Here is a 23,578-nt window from a genome sequence, read left to right as displayed (position 1 = left end):
TTAATAGAAGAGATAACAAATTTCTTAGTAAATTTGCAGTCTATAAATATAATGACAATGATTTTAGCATCTATATCTTTAGCAATTGGAGCACCACAGATTATACTAATCGTAGTGGTTGTACTTTTATTATTTGGAGGTCGTAAAATTCCAGAATTAATGCGTGGTTTAGGAAGTGGTATTAAAGAATTTAAAGATGCCAGCAAAGACGACGATGAAGACACAAAAAAAGTAGATAACAAATAGTTAGTTACTTTAAGAATACAAAAAAAAGCCGAAATTATTAGTTTCGGCTTTTTTTGTGGAGAATATCGGATTCGAACCGATGGCCTCTACGCTGCCAGCGTAGCGCTCTAGCCAACTGAGCTAATCCCCCAAAAATGTTGAAATTTTATTTTCCGCTTAATACTAACAATGGGATATTGCAGTAAAACTCTTTTTTAAGGATAATGTTCTTTTCCCAAAGCTTTTTGAAAAATCCGCGTTTACGTCTCACTACACAAAGCATATCTGGATTATGACTTTGAAAGTGTTCTAGTACTCCTTGAAATGTAGTGGCATTTTCTGTCTCAACTATACTGTTCTTAATTTTTGTAAGACGGTCATTAATCTTCGCATCTTCCTCTGTAGCGTCTGGTGTAATTACTCGTAATAAGTTTAATTCAGCATCAAAACCTTCAATAAGCTCCATTAATGGGTTTAAGACCTTTTTCTTACTAATTGTACCGCTTTTAAAGGCCATTAAGATACTGTCTACATTTTTAAACGTGTAACCTTCTGGTACTACTAAAATTGGTATGTTGGTTTGTTTTACAAGTTTACCAGAAGTGTTTCCTAAATAAACTTCTTCTTTAACAGAATTACTTCTTGGGCCAATAACCATTAAATCTACAGGAATATGCTTGTTAAAACGCTCTACACCTTCAACGACATTGCCTTTTAATGGATGTGCTACAACCGAAATGTCTTTTTTGTCCACAGCATTTATAACATCTTCAAGATTATTCTTGGTGTCGTCTTCTATAACCCTATTAAGCCTTGTTCCTGTTCCAGCTTTAGAAAATTCTTTAAAAACAGAAATAACATACACATTTACATCACCTATAAATGACGCCAAATCTATAGCATATTGTAAATTACTAATTGCATTTTTTGAAGAGCCTATAGGTACGAGTATGTTTTTCATAATTATGTTTTATTGAAAGAAATATAAGTAAAAGTACGAGTAATTTTTAAGTGTTTTAAACTTGTTTTTATACAATTTTTGGAACAGTATTATATTCTGAAACAAATTTTGGTGGCTCAGGATTAACAGTGTCTCCAGCTAAAACTGTATTGTAATAAGCGATATAACCAAGAGCCATTACCTTGGCATTAAAGTTTTTTACAGCATAGTCATAACAAGCTTTAGGATTGTAATTAAAGGATTTTGCAGCAAAAATTAAATCTTCATATGAGTTGCTTGTTACACCTACTTCTGGTGAGATTAATTCCTCTAATGCACCTACTTTAGTACCAAACACAGCACAGCCAGCATAAAGGCTTTCAATAATTGCCAAGCCAAAAGGTTCATTCCATATAACAGGAAAAACTAGGGCTTTAGAGCTTTCTGCAACTTCAATTTTCTTTTGGTTATTTACCATGCCGTGAAATATCACTTTAGGGCTTAACATATATACCAAACCTCTTTTAAAGTTTCTAAATGTAAATCGTTTTCCGCCAAGCACATGTAATTTTTCATTAGCAGCTAGTGCAATCTTTGCAGCACCAAAGACATTTTTTAATTTCCAAGCTGATTTGCCTAAGAAATGAAATCCGTTTCTAGTACTCTCTAAATTAGGCTTAGGATAGTCACTCCAATCTATCCCATTGTATACAAAAGCTTCAGAGCCATAACGTTTCGCATGGTTTTTAGATATAAAAATGGTGTTTTTACTTAGATTCTCACTTTCTGGAGGATTTGTGTGTATAGTGACCACATAGGGTTTCTTAACTTTAAATGTTGGTGTTCTATTAAAGTGAATAACATCTATGAATTCTGGGATATGACTTTCAATGGATTTAGATGCATCATAAGGTATTACTGTAGCAAAGTTACAGACAGACGTTTTATCAACCAGGAAATAGACTTGGTGCCCTAAATTACTCAACTCTTTTCCTAAACACCAAATAACACGCTCTATGCCACCATAAGTTTTGGTTGGGATAATTGCGTACCTGCATTCTATTAAAATATTCATAGGTTTAATAGATAGGTGTAATTTGTTGTTTGTGCTTAAGAGACCTTGTTAATGGTGCTTGTAAAAACAACGTATAAAATAAACTCCAATATTTAGGTTTTACAAGGCTACTTATAAAGTACCTTACTTGAAGAAACGTAAGTAGAATATAAAAAGGAATTAAGCCTTGATGTTTTCTTACCACATATAATAGGGAAATCTTTAATTCGGTTTTAATGGCTACAGATTTTTCGGTGCTTGCACCGTGATAATGTATAAAAGAAGCTTCCGGAACTAAGTATGCGCTTTTGTTTAATTTAGCTAGTCTTCTACAAGTATCTGTTTCTTCATAATAAAGGAAAATATTAGTGTCGAAACCACCAATTGTATTAAAGTCTGATGCTCTAAAAAACATAAAACTTCCTGCTATAAATTGTCCTTGTTGCGGAGTGCTGTACAAACGCTTTCGTTTAGGGTACTTTTTAGGCTGTATGGTTTCCAAGAAACTTCTTCCAAATATTTCTCTTACTGGAGATGCAAAATGATCTATAGTAGGCAATATTTTTTTGTCGTCTGTAAAAGCTTGTGGACCACAAACACCAACATCTGGACGCGTGTCCATAAATTTCTTTAACACAACTAGACAATCACTCTCTAAGACAGTATCATTATTTACAAATGCTAAATACTGTCCTTTAGCGTGTTGTACACCTAGCATATTTCCGCCACCAAAACCTGTATTTATGTTACTTCTTACTAATATTATAGGGTGTTCATTAGCAATAGAGTCAATATAATTTTTAACGTGTAGGTAACTTTTTTTAGTAGAGCCGTTATCTACAATTATGTATTGGCATTTTAAAGTAGTTGAGGTATGCTCAAACAATGATTTTATACAGTTAACCGTATAATCTTCAGAATTGTAGTTTATGATGATGATAGATATATCGACCATTTATTCGTTTTTAAGATACTGGTCTACACCTTTTTCAATATAGGTTAGGTTTTTTTCTGTGGTTTCGCGTTCTATAATTTCATTAATCTCAATATGGCTTTTGTCTTGTTCCTTATGATAAATATGATACACAATACCTTTAAACTTAAGACGCTTGCCTTTTACACCTATATTAATAAGGCGTTGTATCATTTCACTGTCATCTATTCCCCAACCGGTTAAACCTTCATTAAACCCATTAACCTTAATAAAATCATCTCTCCAAAAAGACATGTTACAACCTCTTAATTTAGAAGAACGCGAGTCTTCTTTTTTATAAGAATTTGCTAAAAAAGGAATTCTTAAAGTTCTGCCTCTTTTTTTTATGCCTTTCGAAAAATAATTAAATGTTATTTTTTTCTCTTTGAAAAGAGTCTGCAAATAGTCTTCTTGTATATTAACTCTACTGCCATATAAAAACTGACCTTTTTCAGCTAGAGATAAGTGGTCTTTCACAAAATCTTTATGCATAATAATATCGCCATCTATTTCTATAATATAATCATATTTAGCGCTAGCAATAGCTTTGTTCATAATTGCAGGCTTTCTGTTTTTAAGATCTTCATGCCAAATATGGTGTAATGGCACAGGAAAATCTGCCTGCATGCGTTCTATAAGATTTTTGGTGTCTTGAGTAGAGCCATCATCTCCTATGATTACTTCATTAGGTAAATGTGTTTGATTTTTAATACTTAACAACAGAAGCTCTAAGGCTTCAGGCCAATTATAGGTTGGTGTTATAAGTGAACATTTAAGATTAGAGACCATTGTTAGGATTTAGTACAAAGTAACACATTTTCTAAAAAACATCTTTAGTTATTGCCTTTCACTTGTACATTCCTATACTTTTAGTGGTAATGCTCTTTTTTTGTCTAAATTCGTGCCCTTCAAAATAACATCTCTAAAAACAAATATGGATTACAACAATAAACCAGACGGCTATTATAATAATGTGAGACAAGAAATGCTGGCCTATCTTCCAGCTAATGCTAAAAAAGTATTAGACGTTGGTTGTGGTAACGGTGCTTTTGCAGCAACAATAAAAACTAAAAATTCTGCTGAAGTTTGGGGTATTGAATACATGGATGAAGAAGCTAAACAAGCAGAACAGGTTTTAGACAACGTATTTTCAGGACCTTGTGAATCTTTTATAAAAGATTTACCAGACAATTTCTTTGATGTAATATATTTTAATGATGTTCTTGAGCATCTTGTAGATCCTTATGATGTTTTAGACCAAATAAAACACAAGTTAGCACCAAGTGGTGTTGTTATAAGCTCAATTCCCAATATGAGGTATTACAATGCTTTTATAAAACTACTTGTAAAAAAAGATTGGCAGTACGAAGGTCATGGTATTATGGATAAAACACATTTAAGGTTCTTTACTAATAAGAGCATTAAAACCATGTATAAAGATGCTGGATATACAATCACCACACATGAAGGTATAAACAAAACAAAATCTATAAGACCATTGCTGTTTAACATTCCATTATTGTTTACACAAATGGATATGCTAAATTTACAATACGCAACAGTTGCCAAATTTGATAGGTAATAAATTTGGTAAGAGTTTTTAATCATGTCTAAACTCAATATTTCTTTTAAGCACATAAACAAGTTGGCAATACCAGCATTGCTAACAGGTATTGCAGAACCAATTCTTTCTGCAACAGATGCGGCGGTAGTAGGAAATATTGATGTTAACGCTACAGAAGCCTTAGCTGCCGTTGGGATTGTAGGTTCTTTTTTGTCTGCTTTAATATGGATTTTAGGGCAAACACGAAGTGCTCTTCAAGCCATTATATCCCAATATTATGGCGCTAATAAACTTGATGAGGTTTCAACGTTACCCGCACAAGCTATATATTTTAATGTCTTACTTAGCATTGTTATATTAGGGAGCACAGTTTTCTTTATCCAAGATATATTTAGTCTTTATAATGCAGACGGTCTTATTTTAAAGTATTGTGTAGACTATTATGAAATACGTGTTTGGGGATTTCCTCTAACACTTTTTACGTTTGCGGTGTTTGGCATTTTTAGAGGATTACAAAATACCTTCTGGCCAATGGTAGTTGCTATTATAGGAGCAGTATTAAACATAGGCTTAGATTTTATATTAGTGTATGGTATTGATGGCTATATACCAGAATTTGGTTTAAAGGGAGCTGCTTATGCGAGTCTTATAGCTCAAGCGGTAATGGCCATTTTAGCATTACTTCTTTTACTAAAGAAAACAAATATTAGTCTTAGATTAAAATTCCCTATTCATACAGAGCTGTATACTCTAATAGGAATGGCTTTAAACTTATTTGTAAGAACTATTGCGCTAAACGTTGCCTTATACTTAGCCAATGCTTTTGCTACAGATTATGGTAAAAACTATATTGCAGCTCAAACAATCCTCATAAACATCTGGCTCTTCTCTGCTTTTTTTATTGATGGTTACGCGGCAGCGGGAAATATATTATCTGGAAGGTTACTTGGTGCAAAAGATTATGAAGGCTTACTAAAACTAGCTAAAAAAGTTTCTTTATATGGTATGGCCGTAGGTCTATTTTTAGTAGTTATAGGCTTTCTTTTATACACACCACTAGGTTTGTTGTTTAGTAAAGAACCTATGGTTATACAACGTTACAAAGAAGTTTTTTGGATAGTAGCACTTATGCAGCCTTTAAATGCCGTCGCGTTTATTTTCGATGGAATTTTTAAGGGATTAGGTAAAATGAAATATCTAAGAAATGTCTTACTCATTTCTACCTTTGTAGGGTTTGTGCCAACCTTATTTATATTAGATTATTTTGACTATAAGCTCTACAGTATTTGGGTAGCTTTTGTAGTGTGGATGTTGTTTAGAGCTGGAGCCTTAATAATAGCCTTTAGAAAACAATATGCACCAAAAGCAGCAGTTCAATAATCACAGCTTTATCATGTATATTTGCTAAAAAAAGAAACAATGGAAATTTTACAGTTCTTAAGTGGCGCAGGTTTATTTTTAATATTAGGACTAGTTTTAGTAGGCGTATTTATTTATAAAAAAATAAAAAACAGATAAGCTTTTATCTTGTTTTAAGCCAACCTGTTATACTCAAACGTTCGTTAGCCATGACACGTTTTACCTCATGTTCTATGACTTGACTTTCAAAAATAACCACGCGTCCTGGCAACGGTAAAATAGTTTTGTCGCCTCCATCTAAATACAGTGTGAGCTCTCCACCAAATTCTGGCAACCAACCATCTTCATTTAAATAAAACACCATAGAAAGTTTTCTCCTATCATCATTTTGAAAAGTATCTAAATGCCTTTTATAAAATGTTCCGGTAGGGTAAACAGCATAATGAAACTCCTTGGTTAGTATGCCTAAGAAGCAAGTTTTGTTTAAATAAGATACCAAGCTATTCACTTTAGCAAAAAACAACTGCTCTGTTGGCTCTTCCTTTTTCTCATCGATCCATAAAATAAAATCACCTCTAATGGTTTTGTCTATTTCTTGATTGGTATAATTGCCAATAGCAGATTTTTTAAAAGAATCTTCTTCATACTTTATTAATAAAGATTCTTTTAAAGTCGAAACCTCTTCAAGAGTAAAAAAATCATCTACTATACTGTATTTTTTAGTGATGAGGTCACTTATAATACGCTCGTAACTTTCGTTTTCTGTAAACGTAATATCTTCAAAAAGTTGTGTTGTGCTCACGCTTTAAAATTTGCGCAAATATAAATTTTGATTTCATATGATTTGAAAAAAATGACGAGCTCTAAAATATGTATCTTTGAAGCCTATAATAATGTCATGAGTCACATAAGAATAACAAAACAATTCTCTTTTGAAACCGGTCACGCACTTTATGGTTACGATGGTAAATGCAAAAATGTACATGGTCATAGCTATAAGTTAAGCGTTACAGTTATCGGAACACCTATAAGCGATACCTCACACGTAAAGTTTGGTATGGTGATAGATTTTGGAGACCTTAAAAAGATTGTAAAAGAAGAGATTGTAGATGTTTATGATCACGCTACTGTATTTAACAAAAATACACCACACGTGGATCTTGCAAAAGAACTTAGCAACAGAGGGCACAATGTACTTTTAGTAGACTACCAACCTACTAGTGAAATGATGGTAACAGATTTTGCTGAAAAAATTAAAACTAGATTACCAGAGCATATTTCTCTACATTCCCTAAAGCTTCAGGAAACCGAAACGAGTTTTGCAGAGTGGTATGCAAGCGATAATATGTAAGAATGAAGCTTCCTAAAGATAAATACATCTATTTTTCTAGCGATAACCATTTGGGTGCGCCTACAGATGAGCTTTCTAAACCTAGAGAGTTAAAATTTGTTGCGTGGTTAGATGAGGTAAAGAAAGATGCCGAAGCTATTTTCCTATTAGGAGATTTATTCGATTTTTGGTTTGAGTATAAACATGCCGTGCCTAAGGGATTTGTACGTGTACTTGGTAAACTCGCTGAAATTAGAGACTCTGGCATCCCTATTTATTTTTTTGTAGGCAACCACGATTTATGGATGCGCGATTATTTTCAAAAAGAACTGAATATTCCTGTATATCACAAACCAAAGGAGTTTACGTTTAACGATAAGACCTTTTTAATTGGTCATGGTGATGGTCTTGGTCCTGGCGACAAAGGTTATAAGCGTATGAAAAAAGTGTTTACCAACAAATTCTTTCAATGGTGTTACCGTTGGTTGCATCCAGATATTGGTGTTCCCATAGCCAAACACCTTTCAGTAAAAAACAAACTTATTAGTGGTGATGAAGATGCCAAGTTTTTAGGTGAAGACAATGAGTGGTTGGTGCAATATGCAAAGCGCAAACTGGAGCAAAAACATTACGATTACTTTGTTTTTGGGCATCGTCACTTACCTTTGGAAATAGAAGTTGGCAACAACTCAAAATACATCAACCTTGGTGATTGGATTTCATATTATACTTATGGGAAGTTTGATGGGGAAACTATGAGCTTAAACACATTTAAAGAGTAAGACGCTTATTAGATAATGTTATAGGAAATTTATTTTGTCAAGACATGTAAATACTCCACAACACTACTTGCTTTGTGGTTTCTATTCTCAGTCTTATCTGCTTTAAAGCGATTGTATTTTGTAGTTGCTAAATCATACCTACCATAGCGCTCTAAAATCTCACGAAGCTGTTCTGGTGGCAGTAAGCCTTCATTATTATAGCTTAAAAAGATGTATTTGAAACCTGCATTTTTTATGAGTTCCTCAAAAGCTTCTGCAACTTTGGGTTTACTAGAATAGTCACTTTTATTATACTCTGGCAAACCGGTTTTTCCTTTTGGTGTAAATGGTTTATAGTGTGCTATCGTATTCAATAAATGATAGTTTGCACCATATTGCCTAGCATTGTAAGGTGGATCTAGATATAAAATATCACCACTAATCTCTTTTATAAGCGAATTTGCATCTTGTTGAAACACCAAATTATCCTGATTGGTTTCCGCAAATTCAGCAGGTTTTAATTCTAGCGTTTTTTGAGCTGAGGTTTTTAATTTCTTTAAATATGCACCATAAACTGATGCGGTATTAGCAACCTTATCGGCGCTTTCTAAAAGACTTGCCAAGAGGAAAAAATAGACATCATCTGAAATTTTTTCAGCAGTTTTCCAAGCTTCAATTTGTTGGCGAATGGCATCAATCTTTTTCCCGTTTTCAGCTGAAAAATAGAGTCGGTTTGCTGCGCCACCTTCAGCATAATTTTGAAAAATAAAGCCTTCAACTCCTTTAACACCTCTTAATTGTTCTAAAAGTTTAAAGCTATCAATAGCTCTTGAATTGCCAATATAGTTGCGATTTAACACGAAACTATAAAACTCCAAATCGTTTGAAATGACTTGTTTTACTTTCAGCTTAAAATAATGTCCCACAGTTCCTGTTCCTGCAAACAAGTCGCAAAACACAAATTCTGAAATGTCATTTCCGCAGACATTTAAAATTGTTTTTTCTAAAAAAGGAAGTAAGCTTTGTTTAGAGCCAATGTAGTTCATTAGGCGTTTAGGTCTTTAAGTTTTAATTGCAAACTTACATTACCATTCCATTCATTTTCATCAATACTGTAAACAATATCAAAAGTTTTTCTATCTGTTGTAAGCTCACATTTATTGCCTAGGTTAAAACCAATGGCACCAATGCCACGTTTATCGCTTTTTGGCACATTGTTAGGTTGCACTGCAAGTTTTAAATGAGCATTATCTTGTCCAACACATTTTCCATAACCTGTATCGCGTACATTTTTGGTCATAAATGTTGGATGCATATTTCCTGGCCCAAATGGAGCAAACTGTTTAAGTATTCTAAAAAATTTAGGGGTAATATCTGCTAAATCTAGTTCTGAGTCTATATTAATTTCTGGAGTTAAGAGACGCTCATCAATAGTTTCAGAGACTACTTTTTCAAATTCAGCTTTAAAGTTTTCGTAATCTTTTTCTAGTAAGGTTAAGCCTGCTGCATATTTATGGCCACCAAATTGTTCTATATGTTTAGAGCAGGCTTCTAAGGCATTATAAACATCAAACCCTTTGACACTGCGTGCACTGGCAGCAAGCTTTTCTCCACTTTTGGTGAATACTAGCGTAGGCCTATAATAAGTTTCAGTTAGTCTAGATGCTACTATACCAATAACACCTTTATGCCAACTTTCATGATAAACGACTGTGGTTTTACAATCTTTTTCTGAATTATCATTTATTTGTAGTAGTGCTTCCTCAGTAATACTTTTATCTGCCTCACGCCTGTCTTTATTAAAGGTCTCTATTTCCTGAGCGTACTTTGCAGCTAGATTAATGTCTGTTTCGGTTAGAAGGGTAACGGCATGATTTCCATGTTTCATTCTTCCTGCAGCATTAATACGCGGCGCTATAATAAAAACAACATCTGTAATTGTTAAAGTTTCTTTTTTAACCTGTTTTATAATGGCATAAAACCCCATTCTAGGTGCTGTATTTATAATGTGCAACCCATGGTAGGCTAAAATTCTATTTTCTCCAGTCATTGGTACAATATCTGCTCCAATGGCTGTAGCTACCAAGTCTAAATAACCTAAAAGGTCATTTATTGTTCCGCCAGACTGTTCATTAATAGCTTGTATGAGCTTAAAGCCAACACCGCAGCCACAAAGTTCTTTATAAGGATAATTACAATCGTCTCGTTTAGGGTCTAACACTGCTATAGCATCTGGAATCTGTTTGCCTGGCCTATGGTGATCACAAATAATAAAATCTACTCCCTTTTCTTTTGCATAGGCAACTTTGTCAATCGCTTTTATACCACAATCTAAAGCTATAATTAATGTAATGTCATTATCTGCTGCAAAGTCTATCCCTTTATATGATACTCCATAACCTTCATCATACCTATCTGGAATGTATGTAGCAACATTAGGTGTTTTTGTTTTAAGAAAAGAGCTCATTAATGCAACACTTGTTGTGCCATCTACATCATAATCGCCGTAAACTAAAATATTTTCAGACTCTTTAATAGCTTTTTCAATACGTGTAACCGCAACATCCATATCCTTCAATAAGAATGGGTTATGGAGCTCACTTAGAGATGGTCTAAAGAAAGATTTAGCCTCGTCATAATTTGTAATACCACGTTGTACTAACAATGCGGCTATATTTTCTGGAACCGATAAGGCTGCAGACAGAGCTGTTACTTTTGTATAATCTGGTTTTGGTTTTAACGTCCAACGCATAAAAGAGAGGAAAATCTGTTAGGCAAAGTACTTAAAAATTACTTAACTTTTCAGAAAATTGAAGATATGAAATATGTATATGTAATACTCTTAGTATTATGTTGTTTAGGTTGTAAGAGTACAAAAGTGGCACCAGAAACATCAACTTATGAAGGTGTTTTAAAGGTGCAAGGTATTACAACCTACCAATATGGAACTCATACGTTGACTAATGAAAATGATGTATATGCATTAACCAGCGATACGATTATTTTAGATGATTTTGACAGTGAATATGTTGAGATTACTGCTAAACGTGTAGATGGCTATCCTGTAGAAAATGGTCCTATTTACTTAAACGTTAAGACGATAAAAATAAAAAACCAATAACATTAATATATTATAAACTAAACTCAAAATAATTAAGATATGCCATTAGTTACACCATTAGATGCTTCTCACGATAAGGAAACTGCTGAGCTTGCAGAGTTTTTTAATGAGACTTTGGGCTTTTGTCCAAACTCAGTATTAACTATGCAACGCAGACCTGCTATTTCAAAAGCATTTATTAATCTTAATAAAGCGGTAATGGCAAATGAGGGTCGTGTAACTTCTTCTTTAAAGCGTATGATTGCTTGGGTAAGTAGTAATGCTACTGGTTGTCGTTATTGTCAAGCGCATGCTATAAGAGCTGCAGAACGCTATGGCGCTGAGCAAGAGCAACTGGATAATATATGGGAATACAGAACACATAGTGCTTTTAGCGACGCAGAACGTGCTGCTTTAGATTTTTCATTGGCTGCTAGCCAAGTACCAAATGCTGTAGATGCTGATATCCAAAAACGATTACACGAACATTGGGACGAAGGTGAAATTGTAGAAATGTTAGGTGTTATTTCTCTCTTTGGATATCTTAATAGATGGAATGATAGTATGGGAACAACGCTTGAAGGTGATGCGATTGAAAGTGGTAACCAATATTTAGGGAAGCACGGTTTTGAGGTAGGGAAACACGTTTAAAATTCAAACTTAAGCTGTACTGCTATTTCTTTTTTTAGTGATGGTTTTGCTTTAGGACGGTCTTCTGTATTAAGGTTAGATAGTGAAATGCCGAGCAACCTTACGCTATTTTTCATGTCATCTTGGTACAGAAGTTCTTTTGCAGTTTCAAGTATAACTTCTTTTTTTCGTAAATAATACGGCAATGTTTTACTTCTTGTCTGTAGAGTGAAATCGCTGTATTTAATTTTTAGTGTTACCGTCTTGCCAGCCACATTACTCTTTTCTAAACGGCGTTCAATCTCTTCAGCAATATGCTCAAGACGTTCCATCATAAAAAGCTCAGATGTTATATTTTCAGAAAAGGTACGTTCTGCACCTAAAGACTTACGAGTGCGATGAGGTTTAACTTCGCTGTTGTGTATACCTCTTACGATGTGATAATAGTATGTGCCACTTTTTCCAAAATGCTCTTCAAGATATTCGAGTGATTTAGATTTAAGATCGTTACCTGTAAAGATGCCATGGAGGTACATTTTTTCAGCGGTTACTTTACCTATACCGTAAAACTTTCTAATGTCCAGAGTTTCTAAAAAGGGTATAACCTCTTCGGGATTTATGGTTTTTTGACCATTTGGTTTATTAATGTCACTTGCAACCTTAGCAATAAATTTATTTATAGAGATACCAGCAGAAGCATTTAAACCAGTTTTTGCTTTTATTTTTTCTCGAATTTCTTTTGCTATTAATGTAGCACTTGGATTACCTTTTTTATTCTCTGTTACATCTAAGTAGGCTTCATCTAGTGAAAGCGGCTCGACCTTATCTGTATATTCATAAAAAATTTCCCGAATTTGCTGAGAACACTCCTTATAACGAGTAAAATTTGTTTTTACAAAAATTAATTCTGGGCAAAGACGTTGAGCTTGAGCGCCACTCATTGCACTGCGCACACCAAACACTCTTGCTTCGTAGCTTGCTGCGCTCACCACGCCACGCTTGCCTCCACCGCCAACAGCTATTGGTTTTCCTCTTAAATCTGGATTATCGAGCTGCTCTACGGAGGCGTAAAATGCATCCATATCTACGTGTATGATTTTTCTTTCAAAAAAATGCTTACTCATACGGTAAATTTAATATCTTTATTACGAGAAAAGAAACTACCACTTAGTTCATTTGTGATGAGTAAATAATGTTTAAAACTATTATTCATTTCACAAATTTCGCCCCCTATTTTTTAGAAACGAATAAAGATAAAAGTAATAGCATATGTCTAAAACAGCCATAGTGTTAGGTGCAACAGGATTGGTAGGTCATCATTTGTTGGAAGAAATACTTCAAGATGAATCTTATGAAAAGGTTACTCTTTTCTCAAGATCTCCTATAAAAAAAACACATCCTAAAATAGAAGAGCACCTTATAGATTTATTCAATTTGGAGAATTATTGCAACGAATTCAAAGCAAATGATGTTTTTTGCTGTATTGGTACTACAAAATCTAAATCTCCAGATAAAAAAATGTACAAGAAAGTAGATTATGGGATTCCTATAGATGCAGCAAAACTTTCAGGTCTCAATAATATAGAAAAGCTTTTGGTGGTATCTGCAATGGGAGCTAATCGTAAAAGCAAAGTCTTTTATAATAGAGTAAAAGGACAAATGGAACGAGATGTCCAGTTTTACAATAGTAATGAAACATACATTTTTAAACCATCGTTAATTGGCGGAAAACGAAACGAGTCTCGAGTAGGAGAGACAATTGCAAAAGCTTTCTTTTCTGTACTTAATCCAATCTTACCAAAAAAAATTAGATCAATTCATCCTCAGGATATTGCAAAAGCAATGATGCACGTTGCAAAAACAGGATACAACTCAAGTAAGATACCTTCAGATGAAATTCGTATGTTAGCGAAATAATGATTGAAATAGAACGAAAATTCCTGGTAACCTCTTTAGATTTTATAACTGAAAAATCTAACAGTTATACTATTAAACAAGGTTTTCTTAATACACATCCTGAAAGAACAGTGCGTGTGAGAATTAAAGATAAGAGTGCATTTTTAACCATTAAAGGGAAGCCAAATGCATCTCATAGGAGTCGTTTTGAATGGGAAAAGCAAATTACAATTACTGAAGCTGAAAATCTTTTAAAGCTATGTGAAAGAGGCGTGATTGATAAAACTCGGTATGAAGTACAATCTGGCTCACATACTTTCGAAATAGATGTGTTTGAAGGAGATAATAAGGGACTTACTATAGCAGAAGTAGAACTTTCTGAAGAAAATGAAACATTCTTAAAACCAGACTGGTTAGGAGAAGAAGTTACAGGAGATACCAAATATTATAATTCCCAATTAAGTAAAACCCCATTTAATACTTGGATAAATGATTAAAAACCTACTCTTTATTGCAATTCCTATGTGTTTACTTTTTTCTTGTGATACAAACAAAACAAAAAGTAACACCTCAGAGATCATAGAAGACCAGCAAATAAAAGAACAAACCACAGGTTATTTGGTAGATAGCCTTACGGCTCGTGGATTTGAAACTTTTCCTTATAAAGACGAAAAAACTGGAGATACAATAGTAATGCAAAAGTATTTTATTGCTTTTTTAAACAGAGGAGAGCAAAGGGATCAATCCAAAGAAGTAGCAGATAGTTTGCAAACGTTACATATGGCGCATTTAGGAAAGATGTACGATTTAGGTTTGGCAGATATATCTGGACCATTTGGAGATGATGGCGATATGAGAGGCATAACTATTTATAATGTACCTACAAAAGACATAGCAGATAGCTTAGCCAATAGTGACCCAATGGTAAAAGCAGGAAGATTATCTGTTATAGTAAAACCATGGTGGGCAGCTAAGGGCTTTGGATTGCGTTAAGTAGTGATTACTTTAAATAAAGACACATACTTTTATAATCTATAACAGCTTTTCCTTTTTTTAAAACATCTGCACCAATAATGCCATTAACTGGTTCTGCATCGTGTGCTAATAGAGCACTGTTAACATGAGTCATATCAAATAAAACTAAAGAAAGTTTTTTATATGCCCATTTTCCTATGGTTATTTTATTTTTAGACGAAAGCTGTGTAAGCATATCGGTCGCTCCAGCACCAGCAGCTTTAACATTACTGTCTTCGGCTAAAAGTTGAAAACGTTCAACTGCCTCAAAACCAACGCAAGAGCTAGATGCACCTGTATCTAAAATAAATGTTCCTTCAGTTGAGTTAATTGTAGCTTTTAATTCTAAGTGATTTGTTGCCGTGCGTATAAGCTTTATGCGTTTATACCCTTTTTTTAAAAGAAGCTGTCTTAAGGTCATAGGCTGCAAATGTCGTTAAAATCTAAATTCCTATTTCAAAAATAGGGATTTTAAATACTTACTTTTGCAGTATGATTTTAACAGATACGCATACCCATTTATATAGTGAGTCTTTTAATGAAGACAGAAATGCCATGGTGCAACGAGCTTTAGATAATAACATAACCCGTTTTTTTATACCAGCGATAGATTCTACGTATACAAAAGCAATGTATTCATTAGAAAAAGACTTTCCTAGCCATGTACATTTAATGATGGGTTTACATCCAACACATGTAAAAGAAAATTTTAAAGAAGAATTAGCACACGTAACACAACAATTTGATGAACGGGACTTTATTGCTGTAGGTGAAATAGGAATCGATTTATATTGGGATAAAAGCACGCTTGGTATGCAGCAAGAAGCATTTAAATCTCAAATACAACTTGCTAAATCTAAAAATTTACCAATCGTCATACACTGCAGAGATGCTTTCGATGAGGTTTTTGAAATTCTTGAAAGCGAAAAAGACGAGAGTCTATATGGTATTTTTCATTGCTTTACAGGAACACAAGAACAAGCACAGCAAGCAATTGGATATAATATGAAATTAGGAATTGGTGGTGTTGTAACTTTTAAAAACGGAGGTTTAGATAAATATTTAGCAAATATCCCGTTAAAACATATAGTATTAGAGACAGATGCGCCATATTTAGCACCTACACCTTATAGAGGAAAAAGAAATGAAAGTAGTTACCTTATTAATATAGCAGAAAAGTTAGCAGACATATATAATTTAACTGTAGCTGAAATTGCTGAAGTAACTACAGAGAACTCAAAAGACGTATTTGGAATATGAAAAAGGGAGCAAACATTTTATTAATATACACTGGTGGTACCATTGGTATGATCAAGGACTTCGAGACTGGAGCTCTTAAAGCATTCAATTTCGATGAGCTTTTACAAAACATACCAGAACTTAAGCTTTTAGAACACACCATTGATACGGTAACTTTTGAAGAACCTATAGATTCCTCGAACATGAACCCTAAATATTGGGTTGATATGGCAGAAATTATTGAAAACAATTATGATAATTACGATGGATTTGTTGTGTTACACGGTAGTGATACCATGTCGTATTCTGCATCAGCATTAAGTTTTATGTTTGAGAATCTGGCAAAACCAATAATATTTACAGGATCACAGTTGCCAATTGGAGATTTAAGAACAGATGCCAAAGAAAACCTTATTACGAGTATACAAATTGCAGGATTACAAAAAAACGGTAAGCCTGTAATAGCAGAGGTAGGCCTGTATTTTGAATATAAACTATATAGAGGAAACAGAACCACTAAGATTAATGCAGAACATTTTGAAGCATTTGCTTCCTTAAACTACCCAGAATTAGTTGAAAGTGGTGTTCACCTTAAAGTTAACCATACTGCTTTAAAAATCCCTAACCGTCGAAAAAAACTTATATTACACACAGATTTAGATGATAACATTATTGTTATAAAACTTTTTCCTGGTGTAAATCAGAAAATATTAGAACAAATATTGAATATTGAAAATCTTAAAGGTATTATTTTCGAAACCTATGGAAGTGGTAATGCAACCTCAAGCAATTGGTTTATAGATCTAGTTAAAAAAACCATTAAAAGAGGTGTCGTTATTATTAATGTTACACAATGTAGTGGTGGTAGCGTTGCAATGGGACAATACGAAACCAGTGTTGCATTAAAAAAAATAGGCGTTATTTCTGGGGAAGATATGACAACAGAGTCTGCTGTAGCTAAACTAATGTTTTTATTAGGTAAGAATTTAGCGCCAAATGTCTTTAAGACTATATTTGAAACTTCATTACGTGGAGAAATATCCTAAAATTGGTTTAAAATTATGCCAAATCCTTTATGGTGCGCTTATTTTTTCGTTATTTGGCGCACCATTTAGGAAACAAAGATTGTATAGAGAGGTGGCCGAGTGGTCGAAGGCGCACGCCTGGAAAGTGTGTATACGCCAAAAGCGTATCGAGGGTTCGAATCCCTTCCTCTCTGCTAAAACTGTAATTTTAACATCTATTAATGGTAAATAAACGAGAATAACACCGATTATATTTAATCATATTCAATTACGTTTTTAAACAACTAATATTTTTTTATCTTTAACCCTTTAACTAATTAAATTAAGACAATAACAATGAAAAGATTATTTTCAATTTTGGCGATTGCGTCATTAATGGTTTTCAGCACAATTAATGCAAACGCAACAACAGACGCAACAGCGTTAACAACAGCAGTAGTCGCGCAAGAAGACGCAGCTGACGATGCAGTAGAGGAGTCTGCTAGCTTCCATCAAGAATTAAAGAAACGTTTTATAGAAGGAGGTCCTGAGTTTATGGGGATTGTACTTTTATGTTTGATTTTAGGTTTGGCTATCGCCATTGAAAGAATCATCTTCTTAAATCTTTCTACAACTAACACTAAGAAATTAGCTCAAGATGTAGAAGATGCATTAAATAGCGGTGGAGTTGAAGCTGCTAAAGAAGTATGTAGAAACACAAAAGGTCCAGTAGCATCTATCTACTACCAAGGTCTTGATCGCGCAGACGAAAGTATCGAAGCTGCAGAGAAAGCAGTTGTAGCTTACGGTGGTGTGCAAATGGGACAATTAGAAAAGAATGTATCTTGGATCTCTTTATTTATCGCTTTGGCACCAATGCTTGGTTTCATGGGTACGGTAATAGGTATGATTCAAGCCTTCGATAAAATTGAAGCAGCTGGTGATATGCAACCTTCTCTTGTAGCAGGTGGTATTAAAGTAGCACTTTTAACAACTGTATTTGGTCTTATTGTGGCTATTATCCTTCAGATTTTTTACAATTATATTATTGCAAAAATTGACAGTATCGTTAACGATATGGAAGATGCATCAATCACATTGATTGATATGCTTGTAGCATACAAAAAGAGAAAGTAATAACTTTTAAAAGACCAAATTAATTATGGCTTTACATAAAATATTAAAATTAGTAGCCCTGTTGTTGGGTGTAGTCGCTCTAGTTATGGGTATTTGGCTATTCTCAACAGGAAACCAAAGTTTGGTGCAACCCTTAATGTATATTGCTTATGCAGTATTCTTGTTAACGGTATTGTTTGTAGTCATCTTTGTTTTAAAAGGCTTATTTTCTGGAAATATAAAAAATACATTAATTACTGTTGGCGCATTTTTAGCTGTAGTAGTTGTAGCTTATCTTATTTCTAATGGTGTAGAAACACCAATGAAAGACGGTGAAATGCTATCTGCTAGTGGTTCTAAATGGGTTGGTACAGGATTGTATACTTTCTATTTCCTAGCAATTATAGCAATTGGCACAATGATTGTGACTGGTGCTAAGAAAATCTTTAAGTAATTATGGCAAAACGATCAGCACCAGAAGTTAATGCAGGAAGTATGGCTGATATTGCCTTCTTACTTCTTATTTTCTTCCTAGTAACAACAACAATTGAGACGGATAGTGGTATTTCTCGTAAATTACCTCCTATCCAACCAGAAGAACAAGATCCACCACCACTTAAAGAAAAGAACATTTTTATTGTTATTGTAAACAGTAATAATGACCTTTTAGTGGAGGATTCACCAATGGAGCTTGAAGACCTTCGTGAAGCTGCTGTTACCTTTTTGGATAACGGTGGAGGACAAGGTCCAGAAGCTTGTACATATTGTAGAGGTGCAAAAGATCCTGCATCGTCAGATAACCCTAATAAAGCTGTAATATCTTTACAGAATGATGCGTTAACTGAGTATGGAACTTATATTGCAGTACAAAATGAGTTGGTTGCAGCTTATAACGAACTTCGTAATCGAGAAGCTCAGCGTTTATTTAACGTTAGCTTTATCGAGATGGAAGATGCCTATAAAGATGCAAACTACAATGGTGATAAAGAAAAGCTTAAAGAACGTATCCAGCAAATTAAGGATATGTATCCAGAAAAGCTTTCTGAAGCAGAACCAAAGAAACGAGGTTAATAACATAAAATTTTAAAACTATGTCTAAATTTAAAAAGAAAGGAAATGGTGATTTACCAGCTATCTCTACCGCTTCCTTACCAGATATCGTGTTTATGTTGTTATTCTTCTTTATGGTAGCAACAGTTATGAGACAAAACACTCTTAAAGTAAAGAATGAGTTGCCTTATGCTGACCAAGTAGAAAAGTTAGATAAGAAAGATTTGGTGATGTATATATATGCAGGTAAACCAAGTGAGCGTTATCAATCTACATTTGGTAAAGAAGCACGTATTCAGTTAAATGATAAATTTGCAGATGTTAAAGACATACAGCAATTTATATATACTGAGAGAGAATCTAAGCGTGAGGAGTTAGTTCCTCTATTAACAACAGCTTTAAAAGTTGATAAGGAGACTAATATGGGTCTTGTATCAGACATTAAGCAAGAGCTTAGACGTGCAGAAGCACTTAAAATAAACTATACCACAAGAAAAGGTGAGTCTAGTAAGAATAATGAATAAACTTGTCTTAGTTTAATTCTTAAAAATCCCAATCATTTATTTGATTGGGATTTTTTTATGCCCATACTTTAATAGATTGTACTTTTGCTATTGTGAAACATATTATACTCATACTTTTAACATCGATTTCTTTTGTAAGCTTGAGGGCTCAAGAGTCTCCAGAACGTTACGACAGTAGGTTCGATTCTATTCAAAAAACTACAGTTGATAGTCTTTATTTAGAGGATCAATTTTATGTGGGATTTGGCTTTAACTTACTTTTAGATAAACCAGGAGGCTTTTCTCAAAATGGTTTTTCTGGTGGTTTACACTTAGGCTATATAAGAGATATTCCAATTAACAAGCGAAGAAACTTTGGTTTTGGTATTGGTGTTGGTTGGTCTATAAATACTTATAACCAAAATCTTTTCATTGGAGAAAAAGAAACTGAACAAACTATATTTAATGTTGTAGATCGAGGTGATTTAGATGTTAATACAAATAGATTTAGTACGTATTTAATAGAAGCTCCTTTAGAGTTGCGTTGGAGAACTTCTACAGCAACAGATTATAAGTTTTGGAGAATTTATGCTGGCGTAAGATTAGGGTACATATATCACTTTAAATCGAAGTTTGAGCAACCTAATAATGCAGTTAATCAAACACAGTTAGATGAATTGAATAGATTTAGAGTTGCTGGTACATTTACTTTTGGTTATAATGTATTTAATTTTAGTTTTTACTATAGCCTTAACCCTTTATTTGATGGCACTTTAGAAGATGAAAATACTCCTGTTAATTTGGTGCCTTTAAAAATAGGCTTAATGTTTTATATTCTTTAACTATAGCCAAAACTTCAATAAGAATAGTTGAGGCAGGAAACCAATTGCTATTCCTAAAATAACTTCTACAACTGTATGGGCCTTTGCATAAAGTCTAGAAGATGCTACCCAACCATTTATTATTACAAGTGCACTTATAATGGCTAACAAGTTTATATTGTAATGAATACTTAGGGCAATTGTAAACATAGCTAAGCCAGAAACACCAACCATATGCAAGCTTACTTTAATCTTAAGTAATGCCAATAAGAAATTAGTAAATGAAGCGATTAATATACCTCCAAAAAAGTAATACAATTCAGGTACATCTATTCTATTTATTATTACATTCATTAAGAGTAAAAGCAAGATAACAAAGAACAATAAAGGCAATCTGCGTTCTTTTATATTTTTTAGAAATATAGATTGTGCTAGCCCCATATTTTTAAGCATAAAAAAATAAATGATAGGGATAAGGATTGTAACAATGCCAATAGCTAATAGTTGCGCTTTAATAACGTAAATATCTATATACCGAGGTGTAATATAGAAATAGAAAAAACTTCCTATAAAGGGCATCCAAAGTGGATGAAATAAATAGGATCCAAGTTTAAGAAACCACTTCATTAAATTTCTTTTCTTAGCCTTGCAACAGGAATATCTAGTTGTTCTCTATATTTAGCAATGGTACGTCTTGCAATAGGATAACCTTTTTCTTTTAAAATTTTTGCAAGCTTTTCATCTGTTAATGGTTTGCGTTTATTCTCTTCTGCTACAGTTATCTCTAATATTTTTTTTATCTCTCTAGTAGAAACCTCTTCGCCTTGGTCATTAGTCATAGACTCACTAAAAAACTCTTTAATAAGTTTTGTACCATAAGGAGTATCTACATATTTACTATTGGCTACGCGCGATACTGTAGAAACATCCATTTCTATTTCATCTGCTATATCCTTAAGAATCATAGGTCTTAAATTGCGCTCGTCTCCAGTTAAGAAGTATTCTTTTTGATAATGCATAATAGAGCTCATTGTAACAAATAGAGTTTCTTGACGTTGTTTAATGGCTTCAATAAACCACTTGGCAGCATCTAGCTTTTGTTTTATGAACATCACAGCATCGCGCTGCGCCTTGGTTTTTTCTTTAGCCTCTTTATAGCCTTTCATCATATTGCTATAATCCCGAGACACGTGCATTTGTGGTGCATTACGACCATTTAGTGTAAGCTCTAAATCACCATCTACAATTTTAATAGTGAAATCTGGCACAACGTGTTCTACAATACGTGTATTACCAGAATAAGCGCCACCAGGCTTTGGATTTAAATGTTCTATTTCATCTATAGCTTCTCTAAGCTCATCTTCTGTAATATCAAACTTAGATAATAGTTTGGAGTAATGTTTTTTAGTGAAATGATCAAAAGCATCTTCAATCAAACGAATAGCAAGATCTATATCTTTAGTAGGTGTTTTTCTTTTTAATTGTATTAATAAGCACTCTTGTAAAGACCTTGCTCCAACTCCTGCGGGATCTAATTGATGTACAATCTGTAAAATTTTAGATACAGTTTCGTTGTCTGTGTATACATTTTGAGTAAATGCCAAATCATCTACCACATCATCTATGGAGCGTCTTATATAACCGCTTTCATCTACGCTGCCTACAAGAAACTCGGCAATTTGCCTGTCAATATCACTCAGCCTATAGGTTTGTAACTGTGTCTTTAAAAATTGACCAAAAGATGTTCCAGATGCGTAGGGTACACTTTTTTCCTCATCATCTGCACTATAATTATTAGCATTTAATCTATAGCTAGGAATATCATCATCACTAAGATATTCATCAACATTTATATCTGTTTCAATTGTTTCTCGCTCTTCATAATCATCTTGAGAATTGTCAAAATCATCATCATGTTTTTCATCTCTTTCCTTGCCACTATCAAGGGCAGGATTTTCTTCTAATTCCTGCTTTACACGTTGTTCAAACGCCTGTGTAGGAAGTTGTATAAGCTTCATCAACTGTATTTGTTGAGGAGAAAGCTTTTGAGATAATTTATATTTAAGTTGCTGTCTTAGCATGTATGGAGTTGGTTTACTAGTAAATTTACCAAAATGATGCCATAAAAACGTTAGGAAGGCTTAGTTTATGATAGGTTTAATAATTTTTCAAAACGTTTTGGCAATTCTGAAGTTGTAAAAACCTCATTACCAGTAACCGGATGTTTAAATTGAATAGATTTAGCGTGTAGCAACAATTTTTTATTTTTTTCTGAAGATATGCCGTATAGTTGATCACCTACAATAGGATAACCAGCTTTAGAAGTGTGTATTCTTAATTGATGCGTCCTTCCAGTTTTTGGAAATAGCTCAACTAAAGAATATATATCATCTTTAACTTTAAAGGTTTTAATGATTTCTAATTTACTTTCAGATTCTTTGCCATCAATATTGTCATTAAAAAGCATATTACTATCTGGAGTATTGTGTACAACTGCAATGTATGTTTTTTGAATGCCCTTTAACTCTAGTTGTTTGTTTAAATTTATTTGAGAAGATTTGGTCTTAGCAACCACTAAAACTCCAGATGTAGGATTGTCTAACCTATGTATGGGTTGTGGTATTAAAAGAGCATCATTTTTAGTAGAAATCTTTAAATTATAGGGTAAGGCTTTAGCAATTGTTTTAAAGAAATTACCACTTGTAGGATAACCTGCTGGTTTATTTATAACGGCTACATAGTCATCTTCAAATAACACATCAAGGTTAAGCTTAAAATGTTTAGTTGTAGGTTTTAATTGAAAAACTTCTAGAAGTTGTCCTTCTTCAATCCAATCTGCAGAGTCTGCTTGTTTACCATTAATAAATATTAATCCTTTTTTTATAGCCTTTTTTACACTGCTTCTGCTAGGTAATGTATTAAAGACTAACGGCCCATATTCTTGAATTCGAATATGAGCCGTAACTTCTTTTACAGTATGTTTTTCAACTAATTGCAAT

General features: G+C 33.6%; 29 protein-coding genes and 2 tRNA genes. 18 read left to right on the top strand and 13 right to left on the bottom strand.

Annotated elements, in window-relative coordinates; translation table 11 throughout:
* Positions 1-57: 57 nt before the first annotated feature.
* A complete protein-coding gene (gene tatA / locus CA2559_RS02900) occupies positions 58-246 on the top strand; it encodes a twin-arginine translocase TatA/TatE family subunit (protein WP_041240875.1) in 189 nt (62 codons plus the stop codon).
* Between the two features lie 56 nt (positions 247-302).
* Here tatA and CA2559_RS02895 read toward each other — a convergent pair.
* The 5 genes from CA2559_RS02895 to CA2559_RS02875 form a co-directional block, all read right to left on the bottom strand.
* A tRNA-Ala gene (locus tag CA2559_RS02895) sits at positions 303-376 on the bottom strand.
* 15 nt (positions 377-391) lie between these two features.
* A complete protein-coding gene (locus tag CA2559_RS02890) occupies positions 392-1,186 on the bottom strand; it encodes a universal stress protein (RefSeq protein ID WP_013186342.1) in 795 nt (264 codons plus the stop codon).
* A gap of 67 nt (positions 1,187-1,253) precedes the next feature.
* The gene (locus CA2559_RS02885; RefSeq protein ID WP_013186341.1) at positions 1,254-2,240 is read right to left on the bottom strand and encodes a glycosyltransferase; all 987 of its coding nucleotides are present in this window, start codon (positions 2,238-2,240) and stop codon (positions 1,254-1,256) included.
* A 4-nt stretch (positions 2,241-2,244) separates the two neighbouring features.
* The gene (locus CA2559_RS02880) at positions 2,245-3,174 is read right to left on the bottom strand and encodes a glycosyltransferase family 2 protein (protein WP_041240874.1); all 930 of its coding nucleotides are present in this window, start codon (positions 3,172-3,174) and stop codon (positions 2,245-2,247) included.
* On the bottom strand, positions 3,175-3,981 hold the full coding sequence (locus CA2559_RS02875; protein WP_013186339.1) for a glycosyltransferase family 2 protein: 807 nt from the start codon (positions 3,979-3,981) through the stop codon (positions 3,175-3,177).
* Between the two features lie 145 nt (positions 3,982-4,126).
* Here CA2559_RS02875 and CA2559_RS02870 point away from each other — a divergent pair, with 145 nt between their 5' ends.
* Together CA2559_RS02870 and CA2559_RS02865 are read left to right on the top strand one after the other, a co-directional pair.
* On the top strand, positions 4,127-4,774 hold the full coding sequence (locus CA2559_RS02870) for a class I SAM-dependent methyltransferase (RefSeq protein WP_013186338.1): 648 nt from the start codon (positions 4,127-4,129) through the stop codon (positions 4,772-4,774).
* A 24-nt stretch (positions 4,775-4,798) separates the two neighbouring features.
* Positions 4,799-6,136, top strand: coding sequence for an MATE family efflux transporter (locus CA2559_RS02865; RefSeq protein WP_013186337.1), 1,338 nt, complete (start codon positions 4,799-4,801; stop codon positions 6,134-6,136).
* Between the two features lie 142 nt (positions 6,137-6,278).
* Here the strand turns inward: CA2559_RS02865 and CA2559_RS02860 are convergent, their stop codons facing one another.
* Positions 6,279-6,917, bottom strand: coding sequence for a 2OG-Fe(II) oxygenase (locus CA2559_RS02860; RefSeq protein ID WP_013186335.1), 639 nt, complete (start codon positions 6,915-6,917; stop codon positions 6,279-6,281).
* Positions 6,918-7,013: 96 nt separating this feature from the next.
* Between CA2559_RS02860 and CA2559_RS02855 the strand changes: the two genes are divergently transcribed.
* Both CA2559_RS02855 and CA2559_RS02850 read left to right on the top strand, forming a co-directional pair.
* On the top strand, positions 7,014-7,466 hold the full coding sequence (locus tag CA2559_RS02855) for a 6-pyruvoyl trahydropterin synthase family protein (RefSeq protein ID WP_013186334.1): 453 nt from the start codon (positions 7,014-7,016) through the stop codon (positions 7,464-7,466).
* 2 nt (positions 7,467-7,468) lie between these two features.
* Positions 7,469-8,227 carry a UDP-2,3-diacylglucosamine diphosphatase gene (locus CA2559_RS02850; RefSeq protein ID WP_013186333.1) on the top strand — a complete coding sequence of 253 codons (759 nt, stop codon included), beginning with the start codon at positions 7,469-7,471 and terminating at the stop codon, positions 8,225-8,227.
* Positions 8,228-8,256: 29 nt separating this feature from the next.
* Here the strand turns inward: CA2559_RS02850 and CA2559_RS02845 are convergent, their stop codons facing one another.
* Positions 8,257-9,252, bottom strand: coding sequence for a DNA adenine methylase (locus CA2559_RS02845; RefSeq protein ID WP_013186332.1), 996 nt, complete (start codon positions 9,250-9,252; stop codon positions 8,257-8,259).
* Complete coding sequence (gene recJ, locus CA2559_RS02840) at positions 9,252-10,958, bottom strand: single-stranded-DNA-specific exonuclease RecJ (RefSeq protein WP_013186331.1); 1,707 nt, start codon at positions 10,956-10,958, stop codon at positions 9,252-9,254. Before recJ ends, CA2559_RS02845 begins: the two co-directional genes overlap by 1 nt.
* Positions 10,959-11,024: 66 nt before the next feature.
* On the opposite strand from recJ, the gene CA2559_RS02835 reads away from it, so the two are divergent.
* Together CA2559_RS02835 and CA2559_RS02830 are read left to right on the top strand one after the other, a co-directional pair.
* Positions 11,025-11,327, top strand: coding sequence for a hypothetical protein (locus CA2559_RS02835; protein ID WP_013186330.1), 303 nt, complete (start codon positions 11,025-11,027; stop codon positions 11,325-11,327).
* Between the two features lie 39 nt (positions 11,328-11,366).
* Positions 11,367-11,957, top strand: coding sequence for a carboxymuconolactone decarboxylase family protein (locus tag CA2559_RS02830; RefSeq protein WP_013186329.1), 591 nt, complete (start codon positions 11,367-11,369; stop codon positions 11,955-11,957).
* On the opposite strand, the gene dinB is transcribed toward CA2559_RS02830, so the two are convergent.
* A complete protein-coding gene (dinB, locus tag CA2559_RS02825) occupies positions 11,954-13,060 on the bottom strand; it encodes a DNA polymerase IV (RefSeq protein WP_013186328.1) in 1,107 nt (368 codons plus the stop codon). The genes CA2559_RS02830 and dinB overlap by 4 nt on opposite strands.
* A 145-nt stretch (positions 13,061-13,205) precedes the next feature.
* Here dinB and CA2559_RS02820 point away from each other — a divergent pair, with 145 nt between their 5' ends.
* Genes CA2559_RS02820 through CA2559_RS02810 form a run of 3 tightly spaced genes read left to right on the top strand, consistent with a single transcriptional unit; the run spans position 13,206 to position 14,825 of the window.
* The gene (locus CA2559_RS02820; protein ID WP_013186327.1) at positions 13,206-13,853 is read left to right on the top strand and encodes an NAD(P)H-binding protein; all 648 of its coding nucleotides are present in this window, start codon (positions 13,206-13,208) and stop codon (positions 13,851-13,853) included.
* Positions 13,853-14,329, top strand: coding sequence for a CYTH domain-containing protein (locus tag CA2559_RS02815; protein ID WP_013186326.1), 477 nt, complete (start codon positions 13,853-13,855; stop codon positions 14,327-14,329). The genes CA2559_RS02820 and CA2559_RS02815 overlap by 1 nt, the downstream gene beginning before the upstream one ends.
* Positions 14,322-14,825: a YciI family protein gene (locus tag CA2559_RS02810; protein WP_013186325.1), complete on the top strand. Its 504-nt coding sequence runs from the start codon at positions 14,322-14,324 to the stop codon at positions 14,823-14,825. The genes CA2559_RS02815 and CA2559_RS02810 overlap by 8 nt, the downstream gene beginning before the upstream one ends.
* A gap of 7 nt (positions 14,826-14,832) precedes the next feature.
* On the opposite strand, the gene CA2559_RS02805 is transcribed toward CA2559_RS02810, so the two are convergent.
* On the bottom strand, positions 14,833-15,267 hold the full coding sequence (locus tag CA2559_RS02805; protein WP_013186324.1) for a retropepsin-like aspartic protease: 435 nt from the start codon (positions 15,265-15,267) through the stop codon (positions 14,833-14,835).
* 71 nt (positions 15,268-15,338) lie between these two features.
* On the opposite strand from CA2559_RS02805, the gene CA2559_RS02800 reads away from it, so the two are divergent.
* The 8 genes from CA2559_RS02800 (at position 15,339) to CA2559_RS02765 (ending at position 20,600) form a co-directional block, all read left to right on the top strand.
* Complete coding sequence (locus tag CA2559_RS02800) at positions 15,339-16,106, top strand: TatD family hydrolase (protein WP_013186323.1); 768 nt, start codon at positions 15,339-15,341, stop codon at positions 16,104-16,106.
* Positions 16,103-17,131 (top strand): asparaginase, encoded by a 1,029-nt coding sequence (locus CA2559_RS02795; protein ID WP_013186322.1) that lies wholly within the window; start codon positions 16,103-16,105, stop codon positions 17,129-17,131. Before CA2559_RS02800 ends, CA2559_RS02795 begins: the two co-directional genes overlap by 4 nt.
* 85 nt (positions 17,132-17,216) lie before the next feature.
* A tRNA-Ser gene (locus CA2559_RS02790) sits at positions 17,217-17,304 on the top strand.
* 142 nt (positions 17,305-17,446) lie between these two features.
* The gene (locus CA2559_RS02785) at positions 17,447-18,226 is read left to right on the top strand and encodes a MotA/TolQ/ExbB proton channel family protein (protein WP_041240873.1); all 780 of its coding nucleotides are present in this window, start codon (positions 17,447-17,449) and stop codon (positions 18,224-18,226) included.
* A 25-nt stretch (positions 18,227-18,251) separates the two neighbouring features.
* Positions 18,252-18,659 (top strand): hypothetical protein, encoded by a 408-nt coding sequence (locus CA2559_RS02780; RefSeq protein ID WP_041240871.1) that lies wholly within the window; start codon positions 18,252-18,254, stop codon positions 18,657-18,659.
* A 2-nt stretch (positions 18,660-18,661) separates the two neighbouring features.
* Entirely contained in the window at positions 18,662-19,276 is a 615-nt protein-coding gene (locus CA2559_RS02775) for an ExbD/TolR family protein (RefSeq protein ID WP_013186319.1), read from the top strand.
* Between the two features lie 20 nt (positions 19,277-19,296).
* A complete protein-coding gene (locus CA2559_RS02770; protein WP_013186318.1) occupies positions 19,297-19,779 on the top strand; it encodes an ExbD/TolR family protein in 483 nt (160 codons plus the stop codon).
* Between the two features lie 92 nt (positions 19,780-19,871).
* Positions 19,872-20,600: a porin family protein gene (locus tag CA2559_RS02765; protein WP_049787214.1), complete on the top strand. Its 729-nt coding sequence runs from the start codon at positions 19,872-19,874 to the stop codon at positions 20,598-20,600.
* Here the strand turns inward: CA2559_RS02765 and CA2559_RS02760 are convergent, their stop codons facing one another.
* The 3 genes from CA2559_RS02760 to CA2559_RS02750 all read right to left on the bottom strand — a co-directional run bounded on the left by CA2559_RS02760 (position 20,601) and on the right by CA2559_RS02750 (position 23,577).
* The gene (locus CA2559_RS02760) at positions 20,601-21,206 is read right to left on the bottom strand and encodes a membrane protein (RefSeq protein WP_013186316.1); all 606 of its coding nucleotides are present in this window, start codon (positions 21,204-21,206) and stop codon (positions 20,601-20,603) included. It abuts the gene before it with no gap.
* On the bottom strand, positions 21,206-22,660 hold the full coding sequence (gene rpoN, locus CA2559_RS02755) for an RNA polymerase factor sigma-54 (protein ID WP_013186315.1): 1,455 nt from the start codon (positions 22,658-22,660) through the stop codon (positions 21,206-21,208). Before rpoN ends, CA2559_RS02760 begins: the two co-directional genes overlap by 1 nt.
* 65 nt (positions 22,661-22,725) lie before the next feature.
* Complete coding sequence (locus CA2559_RS02750; protein WP_013186314.1) at positions 22,726-23,577, bottom strand: RluA family pseudouridine synthase; 852 nt, start codon at positions 23,575-23,577, stop codon at positions 22,726-22,728.
* Position 23,578 lies beyond the last annotated feature (1 nt).

It is taken from the genome of Croceibacter atlanticus HTCC2559, from assembly GCF_000196315.1.
Classification (GTDB): domain Bacteria; phylum Bacteroidota; class Bacteroidia; order Flavobacteriales; family Flavobacteriaceae; genus Croceibacter; species Croceibacter atlanticus.
The sequence above is the reverse complement of the archived record's forward strand: the minus strand, read 5'-3'. Positions and strand labels throughout refer to the sequence as shown.

What these genes read in the sequence shown, in the direction of transcription:
- CA2559_RS02760 (WP_013186316.1), bottom strand. Translation starts at nt 21,206, where the DNA reads ATGAAGTGGTTTCTTAAACTTGGATCCTATTTATTTCATCCACTTTGG.
- recJ (WP_013186331.1), bottom strand. Translation starts at nt 10,958, where the DNA reads ATGCGTTGGACGTTAAAACCAAAACCAGATTATACAAAAGTAACAGCT.
- CA2559_RS02890 (WP_013186342.1), bottom strand. Translation starts at nt 1,186, where the DNA reads ATGAAAAACATACTCGTACCTATAGGCTCTTCAAAAAATGCAATTAGT.
- CA2559_RS02830 (WP_013186329.1), top strand. Translation starts at nt 11,367, where the DNA reads ATGCCATTAGTTACACCATTAGATGCTTCTCACGATAAGGAAACTGCT.
- CA2559_RS02850 (WP_013186333.1), top strand. Translation starts at nt 7,469, where the DNA reads ATGAAGCTTCCTAAAGATAAATACATCTATTTTTCTAGCGATAACCAT.
- CA2559_RS02775 (WP_013186319.1), top strand. Translation starts at nt 18,662, where the DNA reads ATGGCAAAACGATCAGCACCAGAAGTTAATGCAGGAAGTATGGCTGAT.
- CA2559_RS02880 (WP_041240874.1), bottom strand. Translation starts at nt 3,174, where the DNA reads ATGGTCGATATATCTATCATCATCATAAACTACAATTCTGAAGATTAT.
- CA2559_RS02785 (WP_041240873.1), top strand. Translation starts at nt 17,447, where the DNA reads ATGAAAAGATTATTTTCAATTTTGGCGATTGCGTCATTAATGGTTTTC.
- CA2559_RS02780 (WP_041240871.1), top strand. Translation starts at nt 18,252, where the DNA reads ATGGCTTTACATAAAATATTAAAATTAGTAGCCCTGTTGTTGGGTGTA.
- rpoN (WP_013186315.1), bottom strand. Translation starts at nt 22,660, where the DNA reads ATGCTAAGACAGCAACTTAAATATAAATTATCTCAAAAGCTTTCTCCT.
- CA2559_RS02795 (WP_013186322.1), top strand. Translation starts at nt 16,103, where the DNA reads ATGAAAAAGGGAGCAAACATTTTATTAATATACACTGGTGGTACCATT.
- CA2559_RS02885 (WP_013186341.1), bottom strand. Translation starts at nt 2,240, where the DNA reads ATGAATATTTTAATAGAATGCAGGTACGCAATTATCCCAACCAAAACT.
- CA2559_RS02845 (WP_013186332.1), bottom strand. Translation starts at nt 9,252, where the DNA reads ATGAACTACATTGGCTCTAAACAAAGCTTACTTCCTTTTTTAGAAAAA.
- dinB (WP_013186328.1), bottom strand. Translation starts at nt 13,060, where the DNA reads ATGAGTAAGCATTTTTTTGAAAGAAAAATCATACACGTAGATATGGAT.
- CA2559_RS02770 (WP_013186318.1), top strand. Translation starts at nt 19,297, where the DNA reads ATGTCTAAATTTAAAAAGAAAGGAAATGGTGATTTACCAGCTATCTCT.
- CA2559_RS02870 (WP_013186338.1), top strand. Translation starts at nt 4,127, where the DNA reads ATGGATTACAACAATAAACCAGACGGCTATTATAATAATGTGAGACAA.
- CA2559_RS02810 (WP_013186325.1), top strand. Translation starts at nt 14,322, where the DNA reads ATGATTAAAAACCTACTCTTTATTGCAATTCCTATGTGTTTACTTTTT.
- CA2559_RS02875 (WP_013186339.1), bottom strand. Translation starts at nt 3,981, where the DNA reads ATGGTCTCTAATCTTAAATGTTCACTTATAACACCAACCTATAATTGG.
- CA2559_RS02815 (WP_013186326.1), top strand. Translation starts at nt 13,853, where the DNA reads ATGATTGAAATAGAACGAAAATTCCTGGTAACCTCTTTAGATTTTATA.
- CA2559_RS02800 (WP_013186323.1), top strand. Translation starts at nt 15,339, where the DNA reads ATGATTTTAACAGATACGCATACCCATTTATATAGTGAGTCTTTTAAT.
- CA2559_RS02835 (WP_013186330.1), top strand. Translation starts at nt 11,025, where the DNA reads ATGAAATATGTATATGTAATACTCTTAGTATTATGTTGTTTAGGTTGT.
- tatA (WP_041240875.1), top strand. Translation starts at nt 58, where the DNA reads ATGATTTTAGCATCTATATCTTTAGCAATTGGAGCACCACAGATTATA.
- CA2559_RS02805 (WP_013186324.1), bottom strand. Translation starts at nt 15,267, where the DNA reads ATGACCTTAAGACAGCTTCTTTTAAAAAAAGGGTATAAACGCATAAAG.
- CA2559_RS02820 (WP_013186327.1), top strand. Translation starts at nt 13,206, where the DNA reads ATGTCTAAAACAGCCATAGTGTTAGGTGCAACAGGATTGGTAGGTCAT.
- CA2559_RS02855 (WP_013186334.1), top strand. Translation starts at nt 7,014, where the DNA reads ATGAGTCACATAAGAATAACAAAACAATTCTCTTTTGAAACCGGTCAC.
- CA2559_RS02865 (WP_013186337.1), top strand. Translation starts at nt 4,799, where the DNA reads ATGTCTAAACTCAATATTTCTTTTAAGCACATAAACAAGTTGGCAATA.